Consider the following 20922-nt stretch of genomic DNA (forward strand, 5'->3'; position numbering starts at 1 on the left):
GCTCGGCGGATCCGCGATAGCAGCAGCGCCGGCGCCGCCTCGGGCTCCGGGCAGGTTCAGGATCTCATCCACCCCGCCGCAACTCGGCGTTCGCCCGCTTGAGCCGCTTGAGCTCCGCAGACTCCTCCGCGCTCTGGACGCCCTTCAGGCTCGCCCGACCTGCATCTCCAGGTAGACCGGATTTCACCGAACCCGGTGTACTCCCCGGCGTGGGGGTCTACGAACTCGGGCGGTGAGCGTGGAGTAGGTCGGCTACGGCTTCGGCCACCTGGTCGGCTCCTGCGAAGAAGGTGAAGGCGGGGGCCGGATTGGCCTCGAAGCAGAACCAGTCGCCTTCCGGGGTCATGCGCAGGTCGATGCCCGCGACGACCAGCCCCAGGGCTCGGGCCAGGGCCACGCAGCGTTCAGGGAGGTCGCCGGGCAACTCGACCGTGCTCTGCTTCAGGGCCGCGTCGCGAACTCGGTAGTCGACGGCGTCGGAGGCGAGCCGGACCGCGAAGGTCCGGTCGCCGACGACGTGGACGCGTACGTCCTCGCCCGGGATGTGCCGCTGGAAGAACGTGGGGCAGGTGGCCAGGCGGGCCATCCTGCCGGGGTCGTGGACGTCGGCGAGCGCGACGCGGGCGCGGATGCCGCTGCCGGGCTTCACCACGACCGCCCCGTGCTCGCCGGCGAACTCGGCGAGGGCCTGGGCGTCGTCGGTGACCAGGCTGGGCGGCACCGCGAAACCGGCCGCCTCGACCAGCAGGCCCTGGCATGCCTTGGCGGCGTTGGTCGCCGACGCCGACGGGCGGTTGACCACCAGGGCGGGCGCGTGGTCGGCCCAGGCGCACAGGGCGGGCGCGGCGCGGCGGGCGTACCGGGTCAGGGCCGTACGCGCCGGGGATCTGGTGACGGCGGGCAGCCGGGCCGCGTCGTAGGGGCGCAGGTACGCCGCCGTCACGCCGGCGAGGTTCCACGAGGCGCCCGCGGTGCGCACGGTGCCGGACGTCACGGTCATCGGGCGGCGCTGATCCAGGACGAGGGGGTCGGCGCCGCGCGCGTGCAGGGCCCTCAGGACCTGGGCGAAGGGGCGTTCTTCCGGGTGTCCCCAGAGCAGGATCATCGTGCCCCTTCCGTGATCAGGGCGCCGAGGGCGGCGGTGACCTCGCCGTCCGCGGCCTGCCACCAGGGCTCGACGCCGTGGACGCACCAGCCGCGGTCGGGTTCACGGGCCAGGCGCACGCACAGGACCGTGGCGTCCAGGGTCTTGGCGAGGGTGCGAACCAGTTCTGCGGCGGCCGGGTCGGCGCCGTCGGGCAGGATCCGGTCGCCGACCAGGGTGAGGCGGGTCTCGGCCCTGGAGCGGGCCGCGACGGGCAGGCCCGCCTCCACCGCGGCCCAGCGGACGTCGCCCGGGTCCAGGCCGCGGCCGCACAGCGAACCGGGCACCGGGCGGTTGACGACCAGCGCCGGGGCCTGGAGCCAGAGCGCCAGCAGCGCCGTCAGCTCGGCCGCGACGAAGCTCCGTTCGGGTCCGGCGATGTGCGGCAGGTCCCACGGGGTGACCGCGGGCAGGCAGGCCAGCACGGCGGTGACGTCGCCGGCCGCCAGCGTCCCCCGGCGGGTGCCGAGGGTGGCGGCGGGCAGGTCGGCGGGGTCGCAGCGGGTGCCGGGGCCGGCGAGAACGCGGGGGGTCACGAGCCGCGCCCCGCCCAGCCCCCGCAGCAGGGGCCGGGCCGGGCGGTGGCCGCTCCCGGAGACGATGACGATCACCCGTCCTCGGGCCCGTCGTCGTAGAGGTGGCCGCCGACGTCGGGACGGTCGTCGGCGGAGATCCACGGGGTGGCGCCGGGCCCGTCGGCGGGGGCGCCGGACCCGGCGGCCTCGGTCAGCGGGAACTCGCGGTCCTTCTCCTTGAAGGCGACCTTGTCCGGGTCGATCTTCTCGATGTCGGGCTTCTCGGTCTCCTTCGGGTCCATCACGTTGACCTCCTTGGTGATCGCCTGGGTCGCGCAGAGCACGGTGATCGTGTGCCGGCCGACCGGGAGGTTCAGCGAGACGCCCGGCGAGACGGTGGAGCCCTTGGGCACGGAGGTCGTGCCCCATGTGCTGTTGCCCAGCCGGACGGTGACCGGCACCGCGCGCGGCGCCGCGGCGTTCAGCACGGCCCGGATGGACGCCGCGTACCCCTGGACCCAGGTGGTCGGGAAGGCCGCGCCGTTGCCCTGCGTCACGTCGACCATGCCCGCGACGACCACCGAGTAGGACGGCGACATGGCGCCGAAGGGCGCGGTCTGCGCCATCTGCATCCGCAGCTGGTAGGTGCCCGGGGTGTCGGGGTGGAGCTGCGCCCCGGCGCTGGTGGTCTCCCCTGGCCGCACCGGGTTGGTGCTCAGGGACATGTCGGTCGGGCTCAGCGGGTCGCCCGACGCGCCGTGCAGGTTGATCATCCGGTGGCCCATCTCCCGGTACCAGCCGGCGGTACCGGTGTTCTGGATGGTGAACCACACGTACGGGCTGTCCCCGGCGACGATCGTGCCGGGCGGCATGGACGCCGCGACCGTGGCTGACAGCTGGGTGCCGGTGACCTGCGCGACCGTGATCGTGCGGTCCGGGGTCGGCTGGCCCCAGGTCTCGGTGACGCCGCCCGGGATGCCGCCGACCATGGTCACCTTGCCCATCCGGAACGAGCCGGTGAGCGTGGTGGGGCTGGTCCCGCCGGCCGCCGGGAAGGTGATCGTCACCTCCTGGCCGGGCTGCACCACCAGAGGTACGGGGATCGCCGTCAGGCGCTCGGTGCTGTAGTTCGCCTTGACGTAGACGAGCTGGACGAACCCCCCCACCGGCAGCAGGGCGTGCCCGGCCTCGGGCCGCCACGCGCTGTTGCCGGTATTGCGGACCCGCACCGTCAGGGTCTCCACCTGGGAGGTGTACATGGTCTGCGGCACGCTGATCGACGTCGCGGTGGCGTCGAAGAGCGGGGTGTCGATGTCGACCGGGCGGATCTTCCACTGCTGGTTGGGCAGCCCCTGGTACTCGGTGACCACCGTCCGCGGGCCGTTCTCCATCCATTCGGGCCCGCCGTCGACGCTCAGGCACCGGGTGGTGCCCTTGAGGTAGATGACCACGTGGCCGTCTCCGGTGGAGACCGGCTGCCAGAGCTGGGTGGCGGCGGGCGCGCCGGGCTGCGGCGGCGGGGCCTGGAACACCGCGGACAGGTCGGGCTTCTCCAGGGGGCCGGCGGTCAGCAGCAGCCCGCTGTTCCAGGCGGCGATGGTGAAGTAGGCGTGGTCGTGCCACCGGAACGCCCACTGCTGGTTGGTGCCGCCGTGCAGCGGCCAGGTGATGATCGGGACGTAGGGGTCGACGACGTGGGCGCCACCGGTGACGTCGAGGTACTGTCCGTTGTGCCGGGCGGCCACGGTGTGGCGGCGGTACCCGTCCTTGGGCTCGTAGGTGCCGGGGTTGGACGGGTCGAAGATCTTGATCTCCGGGATGCCCGTCTCGGGGAGGGTGAGCAGCGGGTCGGCGAGGTCGCCCGCGGTGGTGGTGGTCAGGGCGGGGCGGCCCTCGGCGTCGGTGACGACGCGGATCTGGCGGGCGTCGCCCTGCGGCATGCCGGCCGGGTGGCCGTTGACGCGGGGCTGCATCCAGAAGTCGAACCGGCCGCTGCGGATCAGCTCCATGGTGTTCTGGGCGCTCAGCGACCAGGACCGGCCGCCGTTGGAGCCGCCGACGCGCTTGATCGGGCTGCCGGGCACGATCCGGGGCACCTGGCTGACCGCCTCGACGTCCACGCGGACGGCGTACTGCTCCCAGCTCGCGTCGACCAGGCCCAGCCGCAGCCAGCCCTCCTCGACGCGGGGCGCCCGGACCGGCGGGCTGCCCTCGGCGGCGCCGGCGCCGCCGGGCGGCAGCACCGTCACCTCGTCTGCGGCCCAGGTGTAGGGGTCGGCGCGGTGCAGCCACGTCCAGGTGCCGTGTACGTCGGCGGGCAGCGGCAGCCGGCGGTGCTCGGCGTCGGCCAGGACCGGGCCGTGCCGGAACGTCGGCGTCATCTTCGCCAGCGGCTCGGCCACCCAGGAGCGGCGCATGCCGACGGCCTTGGCGGGCAGCAGCCCGGTCCGCACGTGGACCTGGCAGTTGGGCGCCACCAGCAGCGTCAGCGGCACCGGGACGCCGGGCCGCACGATCAGCGGGTCGCCGGTGACGTACCGTTCGGCCAGCGGCTCGCCGGACTCGCGGGCGGCCTCCAGCACGGCCGGGTCGATGACCCTCAGGATGCCGGGGTCGTCGCCGGCCAGGTAGCCGACCAGGCCGTCCTCGAACCTGTCCAGGGCGCCCAGCGCCACCTCGATCGGGACGCCGCCCAGGGCGGGGTCGGCGGCCGGGTCGTCGACCTCGACCAGCAGCTCGGCGCGCAGCACCGCGACGGGGTGGCCCAGCAGCATGGCGAGGTGCTCCTCGCCGGCCTCGCCGGTGAAGTCGATCGTCCACCAGGTCGTGTCGATGACCTTGAGCAGCGACGACAGCGCCGTCGGGTCGTAGGGGCCGCCGCGACGATCGGCCCCGACGACGCCGGAGGCCAGCCCGGCCAAGGCCGGGTGCCCGATCGCGTCGGCCGGGTCGGCGCCCAGCCGGCCGGGGCGGCCGGGCCGGGCGGGGTCGTCCTCCCAGACGGTCGCGCCGGTGCCGTCGGCGCGCAGCCGGCCCAGGCCGCCTCCGGCGGGGTCGAAGAACTCCGCCGAGCCGTCCACGAAGTCGGGCATCAGGAACCCGGCGACGGGGCTGATGGTGTCGTCGGCCTCGACGGTGGCGCCGGCGGCGTTGGTGCGGCCGTCGGCGGCGACGTAGCGCAGGATCACCCGCGCCGGTGCGGTGAAGCGGGGCGCCAGGACGAGGGTGCCCGGGTCGTCGTCGGCGGCCGCGGACGGCGGCACGAGCGTCGGCGGCCCGGCGGAGCGGGCGCCCGAGGCCATCTCGACGACCTGGCCGTAGGTGTCCACCAGCCGCAGCCGGGTCAGCTTCGTGCGGCCCGCGCGCAGCGGCGCGGGAGGGGTGAGCAGCGGCGGGCGGGTGTCGCCGCCGACCAGGTCGCCCTGCTGCTCGCCGCGCAGCATGCTCATCAGGCCGTCCAGGCGGCCGCCGAGCAGGTCGAGCAGCTCGACGTCGGCGGGCGCGGCGGCGGGGCCGGCCATGCCGGTGGCGACGGCCTTGCGCTGGGCGCGCAGGGTCGCGCCGGCCAGCACGGACGCGGGGCCGGCGGCCAGCGGTGCGCGGCCCTGGAACGTCCTGGCGGGCTCGGCCACCGCGGGCGGGGGCGCCCCCTCCAGGTCGGTGTCGCCGAGCCGCCAGCCGGTCGCGGCGAGTGGCTCGTAGCGCAGCTCCCAGTCGGCGTGCAGCGGGTTCCACGGGCGCGCGGGCGGGGTGACCGCGACCGGTGAGGGCAGCGCGCCGCCATTGGCCGCCGGGGGCAGGGAGGGGTCCCAGGTCGCCCACCAGTCGGTGCGGGCCAGGGCCGGGGACCGCTCGCCGCCGACGGGCGGCGGGGCCGAGCCGGGGTCCAGCGCGGCCAGCTCGACCATCAGGTCCTGGCACAGCGCCGGGACGCCGGTACGCAGGACGCTCCCGTCCAGCCGCCCGGCGGGCGCGCCGCCGCTGCCGTCGGCGGCGGCGCCGAGGCTGGCGACCGTCTGGCCGCCGAGCCGGACGGTGAGGCGGGCGTCGCCCTCGAACCGGCCGTCGCCGCCGTGCTTGAAGCTGCGGCCGCCGCCCTGCACGACCAGCACCGGGTCGGCGGCCTCGAACAGCCGGGGCCGGGCCCGCTCGACGCCGACGAACTGCCCGGCCACGGTGGTGCCCGCGGCCGCCGAGGCGGCGGGTTCGGCGGCCGGGCGAGGGTCGGCGGCCTGCCAGATGGTCTCCTGGTGCGGGACGTCCGGGGCGGCGCCGAACCGCATCGCGTGCAGCGCGGCGGTCAGCCGGGACTCCCCGTCGGGGCTGGTGCCGCCGCCGGTGGCGCCGGCGGCCTCGCCGTCGGCCTGGGCGAGGAACGCGCGGACGGCGGTCAGCCGGGCGGGGTCGCCGCCGTCCTCGGCCGACAGCGCGGCCAGGGCGTCCACCAGCGACTCGGCCAGGGCCAGCCGGATCGCCCCCGGGTCGGGCCGGTAGTCGGTCTCTGCGGACAGGACGCCGCCCAGGTCGCCGTTCCAGCCGGTGCCGGGCCAGCCGATCGACACGGCGCTGCCGTGCAGGATGAGGCCGGTGGGCGTGGGCGCCAGCCCGTTGTACTGGTCCCCCGGCAGCCGCCAGCGCTGGTCGGCGAGGTGGTCGGTGAACGCCTTCCAGCCCGCGGTGTCGGCGCGGCGCAGGGGGTCGAGCTCGGGGTGGGCGTACCAGCCGCAGACCAGGTAGGCGACGGGCCCCTCGGCGTCGGTGAGGGGATCGTGGAAACCGAGCCTGCCCTCGACGTTGTCGTAGTACGCCGCCCAGCCGAAGTCCCCGTGGCCGAGCGCGGTGAGCGGCTTGGCGGGCACCGCGCCGGGCGCGGGCGCGGACCACTGCTCCAGCGGAGTCACCGTGGGCGGGGTGCCGGGCGCGGCCCCGGCGGCGTCCAGGATCCAGGCGCGGACGGCGCGGGGCTTGGGGCCCGCCTTGGCCGACAGCCTGGCCACCAGCCACCGCTCGGGCAGGGCGGGGAAGACCACCGGCCCCGGTTCGCCGCCGGTGGGCGGCGCCTGCTCGGCGTGGGTGAGCGCGTCGGGGACCGCCCAGTGCAGGTAGGCGCCGGTGGCGCGGGGCGCCGCGCGGTCGGTGAACGGGTCGGCCTGGAGCATCTGGACCGCGTCGCCGCCGGGGACGGGCTCGCGCATGGCGGTGTCGGCCCACTGCGCCGGGCCGTCGCCGGCGCGCAGGGCCAGCACGTCCAGCGCGACCGGGACCAGCAGCCATGAGGCGGCGTCGGGCGCGGCGGCCGTGGTGAGGACCGGCTGTGATTCGTGCACGTTCTCCCCCGGGGTGCGGCGTCCCGCGTCGCCGCTCATTCGAAGACCTGCCGGTACGGGCGGCTCAGCAGCGCGGCGGCGAGCGGTCCCGGGCCGGCCCTGCCGCCCCGGCCCGGCTGCTTGGCCACATCGGCGGCCAGCCTGACGATGTCGACGGTCTGGGGCGCGCGCATCTGGACCGGGACGTTCGCCCCGGCCGTGTTCGGCGCCGGCGGGACGACCAGCCCCCCGGTCTGGGGATCGACGTGGAAGCCGTGGCCCAGTTCGCGGTGCGGTTCCTCGATCCAGACCGCGGACGGCACCTGCGGCCACAGCACCAGCAGCAGCGTCGGCGCCAGTGCCTCGAACCGCAGCGGCTCGATCGGGTCGAGCCCCGCGGGCTTGGCGTCGCGCGGAGGCACCGGATCGGCGAACGCCAGGATCTGCGACGTCGGCCACTGCGCCACCAGGGTGGAGCGCAGCAGCATTCCCGCCACCGGCCCCGAGGCGGCGGCGGTGCGCATCCTGCTCCGGTACAGCTCGGTGTGCCGGGCGGCGAGCGCGCTCGCCCGGCTGCCCGTCCCGCCGACGCTCAGCACGCCCTCGGTCAGCGCCTCCAGCCACTCGCCGTCCACGATGAAGAAGCGGACCGACTCCTCGGGCAGCAGGGCCGGGTCTGGGACGATGTGGTCGAACGGGATGCCCATCAGCCGGTGGTAGCGGTCGACGGCCTCGGTGACGGCCTGCGGCGGCTCGCCGGCGCTCAGCCCCTCGGCCGCCGCCATGCCCCGCTTGAGCGCCGCGCGCCCTGCCTCGCTCATGACCGTCCCTCCGCTGCGGTTCCGGCGTCCTGCGGGAGCGCGCCGTTGGGTGTGCCGCCGTCGGCGCCGGGCGCCTCCGCCGGGGTGAGCGCGCCGTCGCGCCGGGCGTGCAGGCGGCGGACGCGATCGGGGACGCCCCAAGGGTCGGCGGTCGCGCCCGACAGGCGCGCCACCGTCTCGGCCGCGACGTCGCCCGGGGTGGATCCGGCCGCGAACGCGGGCGGGCCCAGGCCCGACATCAGGTCGCGGCGGCGCCACTCGCTCAGCTCGCGGACCAGGGACCGGTCGGCGGCGGCCAGCAGCCGGCCGAGCGTGCGGGCGGTGGACAGGCTCACGTCCGTCTCAGCCTCGGCGGCCACGGCCGGCTCGTCGGCGACGCCCACGATCGGGCCCCGGTACAGGGCGACGCCCGGCGTCCCGTCCCGGCGGGTGTGGTCCAGGCGGGCGGGGTGCCCGGCGGACAGGCCGAACGCGGCCGCGTTCTGCGCGACGCCCGCCGCGACCTTCTGGAAGGTGCCCGAGCTCCCGGACTTGAACGTCCAGTCGTGCAGTACCGGCAGGGTGACGGTCGCCGGGACACTGCCGCGGTCCAGGACGGCGCCGTGGTCGGCCAGCGAGACCAGGCACATGTTGTAGGCGCGCCCTGCGACCGGGAGGCGGCCGGTCATCACCACCGCGACCCATCCGTCGTCGTCGCGGGCGGTGTCCGGGCCGCCGGGGGCGACCTGGCGGGCGTGGCACAGCAGCGGCACCTCGGCCCGCAGGGGCAGCGCGGCCCGAGCCACGTCCGCGCTCATCGACACCGTCGTGTAGCGGGTGCCGTCCGGCGCGGCCACGTTGCGGTTGATGGTGGCCTCGTTCACGTCCAGTAGCAGCAGCGCCAGCCACGGAGTGCTGGTGGAGGGGGCCACCGCCTTCTCCCAGGGCAGGGTGCGGCGGCGCAGCACCACATGCCCCAGCGTGGTGGTGTAGGCCCCCGCTGAGTCGGGCGGCGGGTACACCGACAGGATCTCGCTGGGGTCCAGCCGGTACTTCGCCCCGGCCACCTTGACCCACCGGTCCTCGGTGAACACCTCCAGCGGCTGCGCGCCCGCGTGGTCGGCGGTGGCGCTGTGCTCGACGGTGGTGGTCACCCGGACCCGGTAGGTGTCGTCGCGCAGTCCGGGGGCGACTCCGTCGTAGAAGTCGATCCGTCCCGGTTCCAGTTCGGTCATTTCCGTCCCCCGTCGTTGTCGGCGGCGGCCCAGCGCACCACGGCGGGCCGCGTCCCGGCCGCGGCGAGCGCTTGGCCGGCCCCTTCGTCGGCTGCCTCGTCCTCGCGCCGCGCGACCGCGTGCACCGCGACCGCGGACCAGCCGCCGGGCAGTTCCAGATCCACCTGCACCGGCAGGTCCGCGCCGTGGTCGCGGGGCGGCACCTGGACCAGCAGGCCCATCCCCGAGGCGGTGCGCAGGGCCTCGCCGCGGACGGTGCGGCCGTCGATGGTGACGGCGCCGTCCAGGTCGGCGGCGGCCCCGGCGGTGCCGTCAGCGCGCTCCACCAGGACCTGCACGACCGTGGTGGCCGGTGGCAGCAGCGTCCGGCAGCCGCCCCGGTTCCGCAGCAGGTCTCCGGCGCTGAGCAGGACGACCTGGTCGGGCGCGGCGGGCATCGGCACCGGGCCGTCCGGCAGCAGCGTCGCCCGCCCGGCCAGCGCCACACCCGGCAGCACCTGGACGACGGGCGTCCCGACATGCCAGCCCGGGGCCCCGGCGGGCAGGCCCGCCACGTCGCCGACCATGACGTGCGAGGTGCCCTCCGGCGGGGTGAACGCCTTGGCCGCGGCGTCCACGACGCGGTCGGCCAGCACGTGCCCGGACCCGGACACGCACACCACCCGCGCCCGGCCGTGCTCGACGGCCAGCCGCGCGCGCTCCCCGGCGGAGACGCGCCACACGTACCCCGTCTCGGGGGCGAGCGCGACGGCGTCGTCGGTCGCGGCGAGCGCGGCCAGGGGCGCCGGTGCGGGCCTGGTCACCCGGCGGCCGCCGGGGTGCACCACCCCGATCAGCCTCGGCCCCGGGGCAGCCGGCGTGCGGCGGGTCGGGGCGGGCGGCGCCGGTTCGGCGGTCAGGGCCGTGGCCGCCCGGGCGCGCCCGGCGGGCGCCCCGAACGGCAGCGGGGTGCTGACGGCGGTGATCTCGGGCCGGACCGTCACCGGGGCACCGGTGGGGGTGGTGATGAAGTCCAGGTCGACGCCGCCGAGCGCGGACAGGCCGTCCACGTTCTGCGGCTGGTCGCCGGGGGCGGGGGCGGGCTGCCACAGCGCCGCCTGGAAGCCGCCCTGCCGCGGCGTCACCACCATCGAGTTCGGCGCGGCGCCGTTCGATCCGGTTACCGCGACCTGGTGGGTGACGCGGAAGTACGGCAGGACCTTGTTCCCGCACGGCGTCGGGTGCAGCGGGGCGGGCCCGCCGACGGTGATGCCGGTGAGCGGGACCGCGGTCTCGCCGACCTTGGCGCGCGTCGCCGGGATGCGGCTCTCGGTGCGCAGCCGCGCCGCCGCCTGGACCGGCCACGGGTTGGCCTGTGACCCGTCGGGCGGGTTCGCGCCGGTCGCGGCCGGGCCGGTGTCGGCCGCGGCGCCCGCCGAGACCGCCACCACCGCCGGGCCGGTGGGCCCGGCCAGGTAACGGCGGCTGAAGGCCAGCCAGGTCAGGTACGCCGGCGGGGGCGGTACCGGGTCGCCGATGTGCACCGTCACCGAGGCGACCGCCAGGTCGACCCGGGCGCGGCCGTGCAGCGGCGGCCCCTCGATCTGGAGCGACACGCCCAGGCTGACACTGACCCGGATCGTCACACAGGCGATGAAGCACACCCGCAGCCGGAACGTCGCGCCGACCTCCACGCCCATGTCGACGCGGTAGTAGAACGGGTCCCAGCCCAGCAGGACGTCCAGCCACGCGGTGAACCACAGCCGGACGATGTCGGTGTTGTAGGCGGCCTCGATCCGGCCGCCGAACATCATGAACCCGGGCACGACGGCGAAGTACGCCTCACCCTTGACCGAGATCTCCTTGGAGACCGCCCAGCGGATGCCGACGCGCGGCACCACCGGGAAGCCCTCGGGGTCGAACCACGGCGAGTAGCCGCCGATGGTCAGCACGAACCGGCGTTCGCGGAACCAGATGACGAACGCGAAGCCGCCGGTGAGCTGGCAGTCGCGCGACAGCAGCCAGGAGTTGTCGGTGAGCTGGGCGCGGATGGACAGCAGGCTCTCGGTGGAGTCGAACCGGGCGTTGATCGCGAGCTCGACGTTGGCGATGGCCGGCCCGGCCATCGGCAGCACCATGCGCGAGACGCCGAGCAGGCCGACCTGGAAGCCGCGGTCGAGGGCGGCGTAGGCGACCGCGCTGGTGTGCACCAGCTCGAAACTGGAGAACCGCACGCCCGCCGCGACCCAGTGGCTGCCCCGGCGGGCCGGGGCGACCTTGCGCAGCGCGGCGAGCTGCGATTCGGGGTCGCGGGGCTGCCCGACGCCGCCTTCCTGGACCGCCTGCACCAGCGGGAAGGACGCGGCGGCGATCGGGTCGGTGGGGACCACCAGCGCCCGGTTGTAGCCGACGCCGCCCGCCAGGCCCTCGACGAACAGGTAGGGCGGGCCGCCCAGCGCGAACGGCAGCGCGACGAACACGAACAGCGAGGTGACGCCGTCGGCGCCCTTGGAGTAGCCGCCGATCGCGGTGAAGCCGCGGCCTGCCACGTCGACCGACAGTTCGCCGGTGTACTCGGCGACGCCGTCGGCCACCGTCCGGGTGAGCCCGCCGGCGACCCGCACCGAGGGCAGGTCCAGCGAGACCGCCAGGCCGTCCAGGCCGACCTCCCACTCGCCGGGCTCGGCCAGGTCGTCCAGCGGGACCAGCAGCCGCAGCCCGTCCGGTTTGATCGACATGCCGGCCAGGGCGAGGCTGCCGTCGAAGAACAGCGCGACGGCGTCGGGGTGGCCGGCGTGCTCGGGGCCGGTGAGCTTGCGGTGGGCCAGGCCGAGCTGGTCCAGGTGCAGCGGGCCGAACGACTTCTGCACCGGGAGCCAGCGAGGCTCGGCGTTGTCGGTGCCGTTCAGCACGACCTGCGGCCCGGTCGGGCCGGAGGCGACCACCACGTCGATCGGCGGGTTGGCAGGGGTGCCGTCGCCGGTCCCGGGCGCCAGAATCCCGCCCGTGACCGGGTCGTTGGCAGGGCCCGGGGCGGTCAGCAGCGGCAGGCCCAGCCCACCGAGCACGGCCGCCGCCCCCAGCGAGCCCGCGGTGGTGGCGCGGCGCGGGGTCCCGCCGACCGGCAGCGCGACCTCGGCGCGGACGAAGCCGGACGCGTGGCCGAGGCGGACGCCGCCCGCGTCGATGACGGCGGCGCCGTCGCGGCGCCGCACCGTCGCGCCGACTCCGCCGAACCGCAGCGCGGGGACCAGGCCCGGCGCCGTCCCGGCGGTGTCCAGCAGCATCAGCGTCACGCCGTTCTCCGCCGCCGGCCAGGCGACGCCCGTTGCGGCGGGCAGGCCCGCATGCAGCTCGACCCGGTACTCCCCGGCGGTGATCTCGGCCTGGCCGGTGAGGCGCAGGCCCAGCAGGGTTCCGGAGCGGGCCAGGCCCAGCCCCAGGCCGCCCGGCAGCGGGACGGCGACCCCGTCCAGCACGCCGAGCAGGTCCCGCAGTGCGGCCGCCGGGCCGGGCAGCGGCAGCAGCCGGTCCTGGTCGTCCACGACCTTGGCCGCGCGCAGCAGGTCCCGGGTGTTCCTGCCGGTGGGGCCGTCCCACAGGGGGCGCGACAGCCAGGTGTCGGCCGCCCGCATCATCAGCCGGGTCGCCAGCGGGACGACCCACGACCGGGCGAGCCGGGCCGCGTCGGCGGCGGTGATCGCCGCCGGGACGGGGGCGAGCGCGACGACGACCTGGTCGTCGCCGAGCGGGCGCAGGGTGACGCGCAGCCGTCCGTCCGAGCCCGCCGACAGGTCCAGCCGGGGCGTCAGCACGATCCCGGCGCCGGTGTCCAGGCGGGTCGCGAGCCGGGCGGCGGCGGTGAGGGCCGTGCCGGAGCGGCCGACCGTCACGTCGGCGGTGACCCCGGCGCTGACCTGCCCGCCGGCCGGTGTCTGGAGGTTCAGGCCGGTCAGCCCGACCAGCAGGGCGGGCTGGGCCGAGCCGGGGACGGCGACGGCGTCGAGGACGAGGTTCCCGCCCAGGACCGGGGTGGACACCCGCAGCGCGCCGGGCGCGGGCGAGGAGACGATGCCTCCGAGCAGCCGGCCCAGCAGTGTGGCGGTGGCGCTCACCCCGGCGGCGGTGATGCCGTCCGGGGAACCCGGCGCCGCCCGGACCAGCCGGGCGAGCCGGTCGCCCCGGGCGGCGAAGCCGTGCCCCGGCCCCGCGGCGGGGTCGTAGACGCCCAGCGCCGCGGCGACGGCGAGGGCGTCCGACAGCAGCGGGGAGGGCGCGGGCGACGCCGCCGCGGCGGTCAGGCCGTCCAGCACCTCGGGCAGCAGGCGCGCGGCCTGCGCCGCGACGAGCTCGGCGACCCCCTTGACGGCGGGCAGCAGGTGGACGGTGGTCTCCGCCCCGGAGAGCGTGAAGGCCAGCACCGGGCCGTCGGGGCCGTGCCCGGCGATGACGCGAACGCTCCCCCAGCTGCCCGGCAGCGGCAGGTCGACCTCCAGGGTGCCGCCGACGGCGGCGTGCCGGCGGGCGAGCGTGACCGCCGCCGACAGCGCCAGGGTGATCCCACTGATCGCGACGGGCGAGTTGGTGGCCAGGGAGAGCCTGGTCCCGCCCGCCGGGGCCGCGTCGGCCCGCACGATCAGGTTGCCGGGCAGCACCAGCGGCCGGGCCGCGTCGCGGGCCAGGCCGGCGGCGTCGGCGAGGTCGGTCAGGACCCCGTTCAGCGCCGCCGGGTCGGGCGTTCCCGATCCGGCGCCGCCCAGCAGGTTGTCCAGCAGCCAGCCCGCCGGGTCGTGCAGCAGCCGCGACAGCGCGGCGGCCGGACCGAACCCGCCGATGACCCGTTCGAGCAGGCCGGTCAGGCAGACGTCGGCGATCAGGCGCGGCACCAGCGGGGCCAGCGCGGCGCGCAGCTCGGCGGGCCCGGCGTCCAGCGGCAGCGGCGCGTCCAGCCACGGCGCGTGCAGCCGGGGCGCGCCGGTCGGCCCCCGGTCCAGCCCGACGCCGGCCAGGGACAGGGCGCAGTCCGCGGTCGCCGCGCCGCCGAGCTCGACCTCGCCGTCGCCGCGGAACCGGCCACCGGCCGCGGTGGTCAGCCCGGCGCCGGTGGTGCGGACCGCGACCCGCCACGGGTCCGGGGTGACGACCAGCTCGACCGGCAGGTCCGGGGAGCGCCAGCGCCACGGCCCGGCCCCCGCCGCCGCGCCGGCGTCGCGGACCAGGCCGTACAGGCCGGTGCCGCGGTCCAGCAGCGGGACCAGCCGGGGCCCCAGGTAGGCGCCGGGGTCGGCGGCCAGCGCGGCGAACGCGTCGGTGATCCAGACCTTGCCCGTCCCGTCGGTGCCGGTCAGGCCCAGGTCGGTGAGCAGGTTCAGGAACGCGGCCGGCTCGCCGCCGGCCGGGTCCTCCCGGCCGAGCGCGTCGATGAGGCGGGCCAGCAGCGGCGCGGTGCGCGGGTCGTCCAGGCCCGCGGCGTGCGACCAGCGGCCGCCGAGGGCGGCGTCGCGGAGCACGACGTCCAGCACCGGCGCGCCGGAGTCACCGGGCACTGTGACGGTGGCCTCCAGGGTCCCGATCCGCGCCCCCGTTTCGGGGACGGCGCCGGTCTCGGTGTCCAGCAGCGGCCCGCCGGCGCGGGCCAGCCGTACCCGGGCGACCAACCCGGCCCGCGGCGCCGGCGGCTCGGGCGCGCCGGCCACGACCGGGACTCGGCCCAGGTCCAGCCGCACGTCGGCCTCGACGGAGACCGCGCCGGCCGGCCCGGGGGGCTTGGGCAGCCCGATCCGCACTCCGTGGGCCAGGTGGGTGACCTGCTCACCGGGGGCTCCGGCGGCCGCGGCGCCGGCGACCAGGTCGGCCAGCCGCGTGGCCAGCGTGCCGCCGGGCAACTCACCGGTGATGGCCAGGACGGGGATGCCGCGGACGTCCGGCGGTGTCGCCGGAACCGCGGCGAACCGGGCGGCGGGCAGCAGCCCTGGCCCCTCCACCGCGACGGTCGCGGCGGGCAGTTCCCGCCCGTACGGGTCCAGGTCGTCCTGCGTGGGTGCCAGGAACACGAGCATGTCGTCCGCGCCCTCGGCGCCCAGGCCGTACGGCGCGACCCCGCGGACGAGCCGGGCGGCGTTGCGCACGCCGGGGCCGGTCAGCGCGCTGACGTCCACCGGCTTCAGCGGCGTGCCGAGCGTGACCAGCCCGAGCACCGAGGTGGCCGGCTCGGCGGCCAGGTCCGCGACCAGCCTGCGGGCGGCCACGCCCGCGACCGAATGGGCGACCAGCACCGTGCGCCCGCCGGGCCGCGCGACGGCGATCCGGTCCAGGACGCGGCGCAGCTGCGCGGCCTGGTGGACGGCGGTGTGCTCCGCCTCCTCCCCCAGCCGCACGACGTAGACCGGCGCCGCGCCGATGGTGCTCAGGTCGGCGTGCAGCGGGTCGGGGACGCCGCGCAGGTCGACGGTCGCGACCGCGGCGGACGCGGGCAGCGGCCCGCCGGGCCCGGTGGCCGCGGCGACCAGGCCGGACCAGCAGTCGTCCCCGGCGAACGAGGGCGCGACCAGCACGACCGACCAGGGCACGGTGCCCAGGCCGGCGGTCAGCGAGCGCACCGTGCCGAGCGCGGCCCGGATGGCGTCGCGGGACCGGGGCAGCATGTGGTGCGCCGCGGTAACGGGAGTCGCCACCTCAGCGGAGCCGGGGCCGCGCCCGGCCGCGCCCGCCGGGACGACGCCGTCGCCCTCGGCGAACAGGTCCCGCAGCAGCCGCAGCGACCCGAGGGCCTCGGTGCCCGAGCCGAGCGCCGCGGTGGCCTCGCCGACGAACGGCCCGAGGTCGGCGGCGAGGTCGGCCACGTAGTCCAGGTCGGTGGTGTCGAGCGTCTCGCTCTCCAGGCGCGCGGTCACCGCCCCGGCCCATTCCGGGGGCGGCCCGCCGGGCAGCGTCCAGGTGAGCAGTTCGGCGGCGGGCCGGTCGTGCGGCTGGAGTGGCACGGTCCAGGGGTCGGCGGCGGTGCCGTGGCCCGCCGGGGCGGGGCCCGCCGCGCCGATGTCCTCGAACAGGCCCACCCGGTCGGTGAGGAAAGCCTGCAACGGCCACCGGGCCTCGGACAGGTAGGGCAGGCCCGCGGCGGTGACACCCGCCTGCGCGGAGACCAGGGCGGCGGCCCAGGAGCGCAGCGCTTCCAGCGGCCGCTCCAGCAGGGAGCCGGCGTCGGCGGGGTCGGGAGGCTCGATCGCGGGGGCGCCCTCAGGCAGCCGCGCCGAGCGGCCCATGCCCAGGATCGACGGCAGCAGGCCGGCGCCCGGGCCGCCCCAGGAGGCGGCCGCGCGGGCGACGACGGCGCGCAGCACGTCCACCGCCTGGACGGGGCTGATGGCCAGGCCGAACGTGCCGCTGGAGGCGTCGGCGTCGGCCGGCAGCCGCAGCGTGCCCAGGTCGAGCTGCTCGCCGGCGACGGTCAGCCGCACGTCCTCCAGGGTCACCTGCGCGGTGAGCGGCCTGCCGGGCGCCCAGGCGGCGAAGGCGCGCAGGTCGCCGGTGGCCAAACCGAGGTCGCCGTCCAGCTCCTCGCCGGGCGGGGTGACGGCCAGGTCGGCGCGGACGCCGCCCAGCCAGCGGACGCCACCGCCCTCGGGCGCCAGGTCGGCGGCCAGCAGCGCGGCCTGCGCCGACACCGCCCAGGCGGTGTCGGCCTGCGCGGCGGACGCGAGGCGCAGCCGCAGCCCCAGGTGCAGGCGGGGCGCGCCGGCGGTCCCCTCGTCCCACAGGGCGAGAGCGAAGCCGCCGGTCGCGGCGGTGATGCCGGGCCACCAGCCGAGCGGCAGGACCCAAGGGTCGGCGGCGGTGCCGGCACCGCTCACCGGTGCCAGGTCGCCCGGGCGGCCCGAGCCGAGCAGCCCGCCGATCGCGGCGAGCAGGCGGCGCCAGCCGTCGGCGGTCTGCCGCAACTCCCGGTAGTAGGCGGCCAGCTCGCGGGTCGGCGCGGTGGCCAGGCCGCCGATGTCGGTGCCGGGGGTCATGGCCAGGCCCAGCAGCGTCCGGACCGCGCCGGCGAACGGCCCGGCGGCGCCGAGGCCCTCCTCCAGCGCGTCCTCCAGCGCGCCGGCCGCGGCGCTGCCGAGCGAGGACGCGTCGGTCAGGTCCAGGCGGGGGAACACGTGGTCGGGGGTGACGACGTCGCGCAACTCCAGCACGGGGCCGAGCCCGGAGGCGTCGTAGCGCAGCCCGGCCCGCAGCGAGCCCATCCCGAACCCGTGGGTCGCGGGGCCGGCGGGGACGAGCGGGCCGGACGCCGCCGCCCGGCGCACGGTCACCTCGGCGCGCTCGGCGAGCACGGTGGGGCCGGTGCCGTGCAGCGGCAGCGCCAGCAGGATGCCCTCGCCGCAGACGACCGCGCCGGCCGCCGCGACGGCGAACTCGGCGGCCAGCGCGACGACCAGCACCGGGGTGCCGCTGTCGGGCGCGGCCCGCAGCCACACCCGGGCCAGCACCGCCGGGCCGGGGCCCGGCGCGGTCAGCCGCAGCACCACGGGCTGCTCCTCGGTGGGAGCGCCCGCGGCGGGCGCGGACATCGGCAGGTCACCCAGCAGCCCGGCGATGTGCCGCAGCCAGGCCACCAGCGCCGACCGGCCGTCGGCCAGGGTCGAGCCGGCCAGCCCGGCCAGCCAGCCGCGCATCGCGGTCGGGTCGTGGACCAGGCCGGCCAGCGGCAGCGCCGGCAGCCCGTCGGACAGGCCGAGCAGCCCGGTCAGGTGGCCGGCCAGGGCGCGCACCTGCGCCGGCTGTTCGGCCGCCGACAGCAGCGCGTCGACCAGGGCGGCGGCGAGCTGCGCCAGGCCCTCCGGCACGGCGATCGGATCCAGGTCCAGCGGCGGCAGGGTCGAGGCGGGCCCGGGGCGGTACCGGACCCGGAACCGGGCCGCGGCGCCGCCGGGACCGGTCCCGGCCATCGACAGCGACGCGGTCAGCCGGGCGCCATCGCCGGGCAGCCGCACGGTGGCGGTCAACTCGACCGGGTGGGCGGCCTCGCCGGTCACGACCGCGAGCGCGCCGTTGCGGACGGCCACCAGCGGCACGGTCGCGGTGACGCGGGGCGCGGTGGGGCCGGGCTGGGCGACGGCCCGCAGGTCCAGCAGGATCTGCGTGGCGGCGCCGGCGCCGGTGCGGGTCACGCCGAGGTAGAGGCCGCCGACGTCGGTGGGCTCCACCAGCGGGTGCAGCCGGGTCTCCTCCTCCAGCGCCGCGTGCGGCAGCAGGAGATCGAGGGCCTCCAGCGCGGCGTCGCGCTGGTCGGGGTCGGCCAGCACCCGCGCGACGTGCTCGGCGGGCGAGGCGAAGAACGCGGTGTTGAGGGACAGGTCATCGGAGGGGCCGTCGAACAGGCCGATGGCCCGGCCGAGGGCGCTGACCTCGGCCGTCATGGTGTCGGGGATCATGGCGCGGGCCACCCCGTGAAGCTGCCGGGAGTGGCGTTCAGACCGGGATCCCTGGCCGGTTTGTCCCTGGTCGCCGGGATCACGGGCTTGTCGTGAAGGGCGACGATGTTGTGGTCCCGGGAGTCCTTGTTCCTCTTGTACACGCGCCGGGCGAGCACGAAGTTGATCGCCATCCGCATCAGGAAGTGGTCGTCGGCCTCGGTGCCGACCAGCGTGTACGGCTTGCGGGCGTAGGTGTTGCGGAACGCCGTGTCGAGGTCGGCGGCCACCAGCCCGGGGACGTTGATGTGCGCGTCGATCACGGCGGCCGCGAAGAACTGCGAGGAGACGAGCCGGCGGAACGGGTACTGCTTTCCGCCGGGGGCGTCGGTGGTCGGATACATCCCGTTCACCTGGTTCCACAGGCGCTGGAACCGGAACACGGCGGTCTGGAGCTGCGCGGTGCACAGCTCCCGCGAGGTCTGGGAGGCCAGGCGGGAGATGCCGCCCCAGAGCGGGTCGAAGATCACCTGCTTGGCCGCGTTCTCCGCGCCGCCGAACAGCGCCCAGCGGTGCGCGGTGCCCGACCTGATCGGCTGGGGCGTCTCGACCGGGCCGCCGGGTGCGCTGTACTTGAGCCACACCAGCTTGACCCGGCTCGGGACGCCGTCGTCGGCGGGCCCGGTGCCGGCGTCGCCCCAGTCGCCGGCCGGCCTCGAGGCGTACGCGCTGCGCCAGGTCTCGGGGGTGTCGGGCCGGGACCGCGGGCGCAGGTAGGGGTTGGCCTCGTCGATCTTGTCGGGTGTCGGCTCGGTGGTGTCGGCGAGGCCCCACACCCGCAACTGCATCCCGCGGATGCCGAAGAACAGGTCGAAGTGGTCCGGAGCCATCCGCATGAACTGGTACAGCACGACGGTCAGCTCGTCGTCGGCGGCGATCGTCCACTGCTGGATGCCGATCGACACGATGCCCCCGTCGGCCAGCCGCAGGCCGTCCAGCTTCCCCTCGTTGGGGGCGATCTTCTTGACCAGGTCCCAGCACTGGAGCAGCGTGGAGCCGGGGGCCGGGCCGAGGAACGCGGGATCGTCCCCGACGAAGTCCACCAGGTCCATGCCGCCCAGCGCCGCCGGGCCGTAGTACTTCCCGGTGTTGTCGCGGACGCCGGCCGCCATGAGCCGCCCGTAGACCACGGTGAGGTAGACGTCCTTGCCGTTCGGGCTCTTGCGCAGGAGCTGGGCGGGCGCCAGGAACAGGTCCACCGGGGGCACCGACGGACCGCGCTCGGTCGGTGAGTACCAGGCGGCCGTCCCATTGGCGGCCAGGCCCAGCGCTCCGGCGAGCAGGGCGCGCGCGCCGGCCACCGCGGGCTTGTCGGCGACCGGAACGCCGTCGCCCTTGCGGCGCAGCGCGTCCCAGAGCCGGCGGAACAGCGCGTTGCCGCCCATCGTCCAGCCGGTGACCGCGGCCTGGTGCTCGGAGAAGCCGGACAGGATGGCCAGCGTGACGGGCAGTTCGAGCTCGGGCCGGTCGCGGCGGAGCTGCCGCATCAGCTCGATCTGGTAGAAGATTCCCTCGAACGGGTTGACCAGCACCCCGGCACGGACCTCGGCACCGAGCGCGGCGACCTCCTCGGGCTTGGCGACCGGCTTGGTCAGCGTGCCCAGCCGCGTCGCCACCTGGGCCTTGAGCTCCAGCGGGCGGTGGTCGGCCTCGGTCGTCGCCGGCAGCGGCTCGACGGGCAGCCGCACCGTCAGCTGGAGCCCCGCCTCCTCCTCGGGCCTGATCAGCCGGGCCCATTCGCGCATCTGCGCGCGCCCGACCTTCCAGCGCGGGACCGCGGGCGGGACGATCTCCACCTCGATCGGCAGGATCACCCGTCGGCCGACCTTCCACTCGGTCGGGCGGAGCGGGGGGATGTTCAGGCCGAGATAGACCGCCAGGGCCTTCTCCAGCTCGTTCTGGGTGAGCTTGAGGTCGGTGGCGTCCTTGGGCGCGTCCTTGGGGTCCAGCGCGCCCTTGTTGACGATCGGCTCGATCGCCGCCGCGAGCCCGCGCAGGTCGGCGCCCAGGCCGAGGAAGGCCGACAGCCGACGGGGCCCGGTGGCCTCCGCCGCCGGGTCGCCGGTGGTCACCGCCAGCGTGCCGTTGACCACCGCGGGCCACGCGGCCTCGGCGAGCTTCCCCCCGTTGGGCTGGGTGAAATTCCACAGCGTCACGTTGGACTCCACCTTGCTGGGCGGAGGCGGCGGCGCGGGCGGGGCCGGCGGCTTGGCCGCCACGGCCTTCTTCACGCTGCTCAGGGCCGGTTTCGCGGCGGCCGCGGCGGTCACGCCGCCTCCCGCGCGAAGGTGCGCACGAAGCGATTCCGGGCAGGCTTACGCAGAGCAAGTCCGATCATGTGTTTCCCCCACATGGCTGACCGAAGGACCCCGTGATCCCATCGGCGGGCCGAGCGGGTTGATCAAAACATAGCTTTCCGCTTTGTACAACCAGTCCTTAGATGTCCCGATTCAGGGACATCCCGGGACCAGCATCAAGA

Annotated in this window: 7 protein-coding genes; all 7 read right to left on the bottom strand. The window is 76.6% G+C overall.

Annotated elements, in window-relative coordinates:
* Positions 1-217: 217 nt before the first annotated feature.
* The 7 genes from BJ999_RS25355 to BJ999_RS25385 are packed head-to-tail and all read right to left on the bottom strand — an operon-like array spanning position 218 to position 20713.
* Positions 218-1105, bottom strand: a complete 888-nt coding sequence (locus BJ999_RS25355; RefSeq protein ID WP_179835607.1) for an ATP-grasp domain-containing protein — start codon at positions 1103-1105, stop codon at positions 218-220.
* The gene (locus BJ999_RS25360; protein ID WP_179835608.1) at positions 1102-1755 is read right to left on the bottom strand and encodes a hypothetical protein; all 654 of its coding nucleotides are present in this window, start codon (positions 1753-1755) and stop codon (positions 1102-1104) included. Before BJ999_RS25360 ends, BJ999_RS25355 begins: the two co-directional genes overlap by 4 nt.
* A complete protein-coding gene (locus tag BJ999_RS25365; RefSeq protein ID WP_179835609.1) occupies positions 1752-7025 on the bottom strand; it encodes an RICIN domain-containing protein in 5274 nt (1757 codons plus the stop codon). Before BJ999_RS25365 ends, BJ999_RS25360 begins: the two co-directional genes overlap by 4 nt.
* Entirely contained in the window at positions 7022-7786 is a 765-nt protein-coding gene (locus BJ999_RS25370; protein WP_179835610.1) for a hypothetical protein, read from the bottom strand. The genes BJ999_RS25365 and BJ999_RS25370 overlap by 4 nt, the downstream gene beginning before the upstream one ends.
* Positions 7783-9000: a hypothetical protein gene (locus tag BJ999_RS25375; RefSeq protein ID WP_179835611.1), complete on the bottom strand. Its 1218-nt coding sequence runs from the start codon at positions 8998-9000 to the stop codon at positions 7783-7785. The genes BJ999_RS25370 and BJ999_RS25375 overlap by 4 nt, the downstream gene beginning before the upstream one ends.
* Positions 8997-18404: a DUF6603 domain-containing protein gene (locus tag BJ999_RS25380; RefSeq protein ID WP_179835612.1), complete on the bottom strand. Its 9408-nt coding sequence runs from the start codon at positions 18402-18404 to the stop codon at positions 8997-8999. The genes BJ999_RS25375 and BJ999_RS25380 overlap by 4 nt, the downstream gene beginning before the upstream one ends.
* Entirely contained in the window at positions 18401-20713 is a 2313-nt protein-coding gene (locus tag BJ999_RS25385) for a hypothetical protein (RefSeq protein WP_179835613.1), read from the bottom strand. The genes BJ999_RS25380 and BJ999_RS25385 overlap by 4 nt, the downstream gene beginning before the upstream one ends.
* Between the last annotated feature and the right edge of the window lie 209 nt (positions 20714-20922).

The organism is Actinomadura citrea (assembly GCF_013409045.1).
GTDB lineage: Bacteria > Actinomycetota > Actinomycetes > Streptosporangiales > Streptosporangiaceae > Spirillospora > Spirillospora citrea.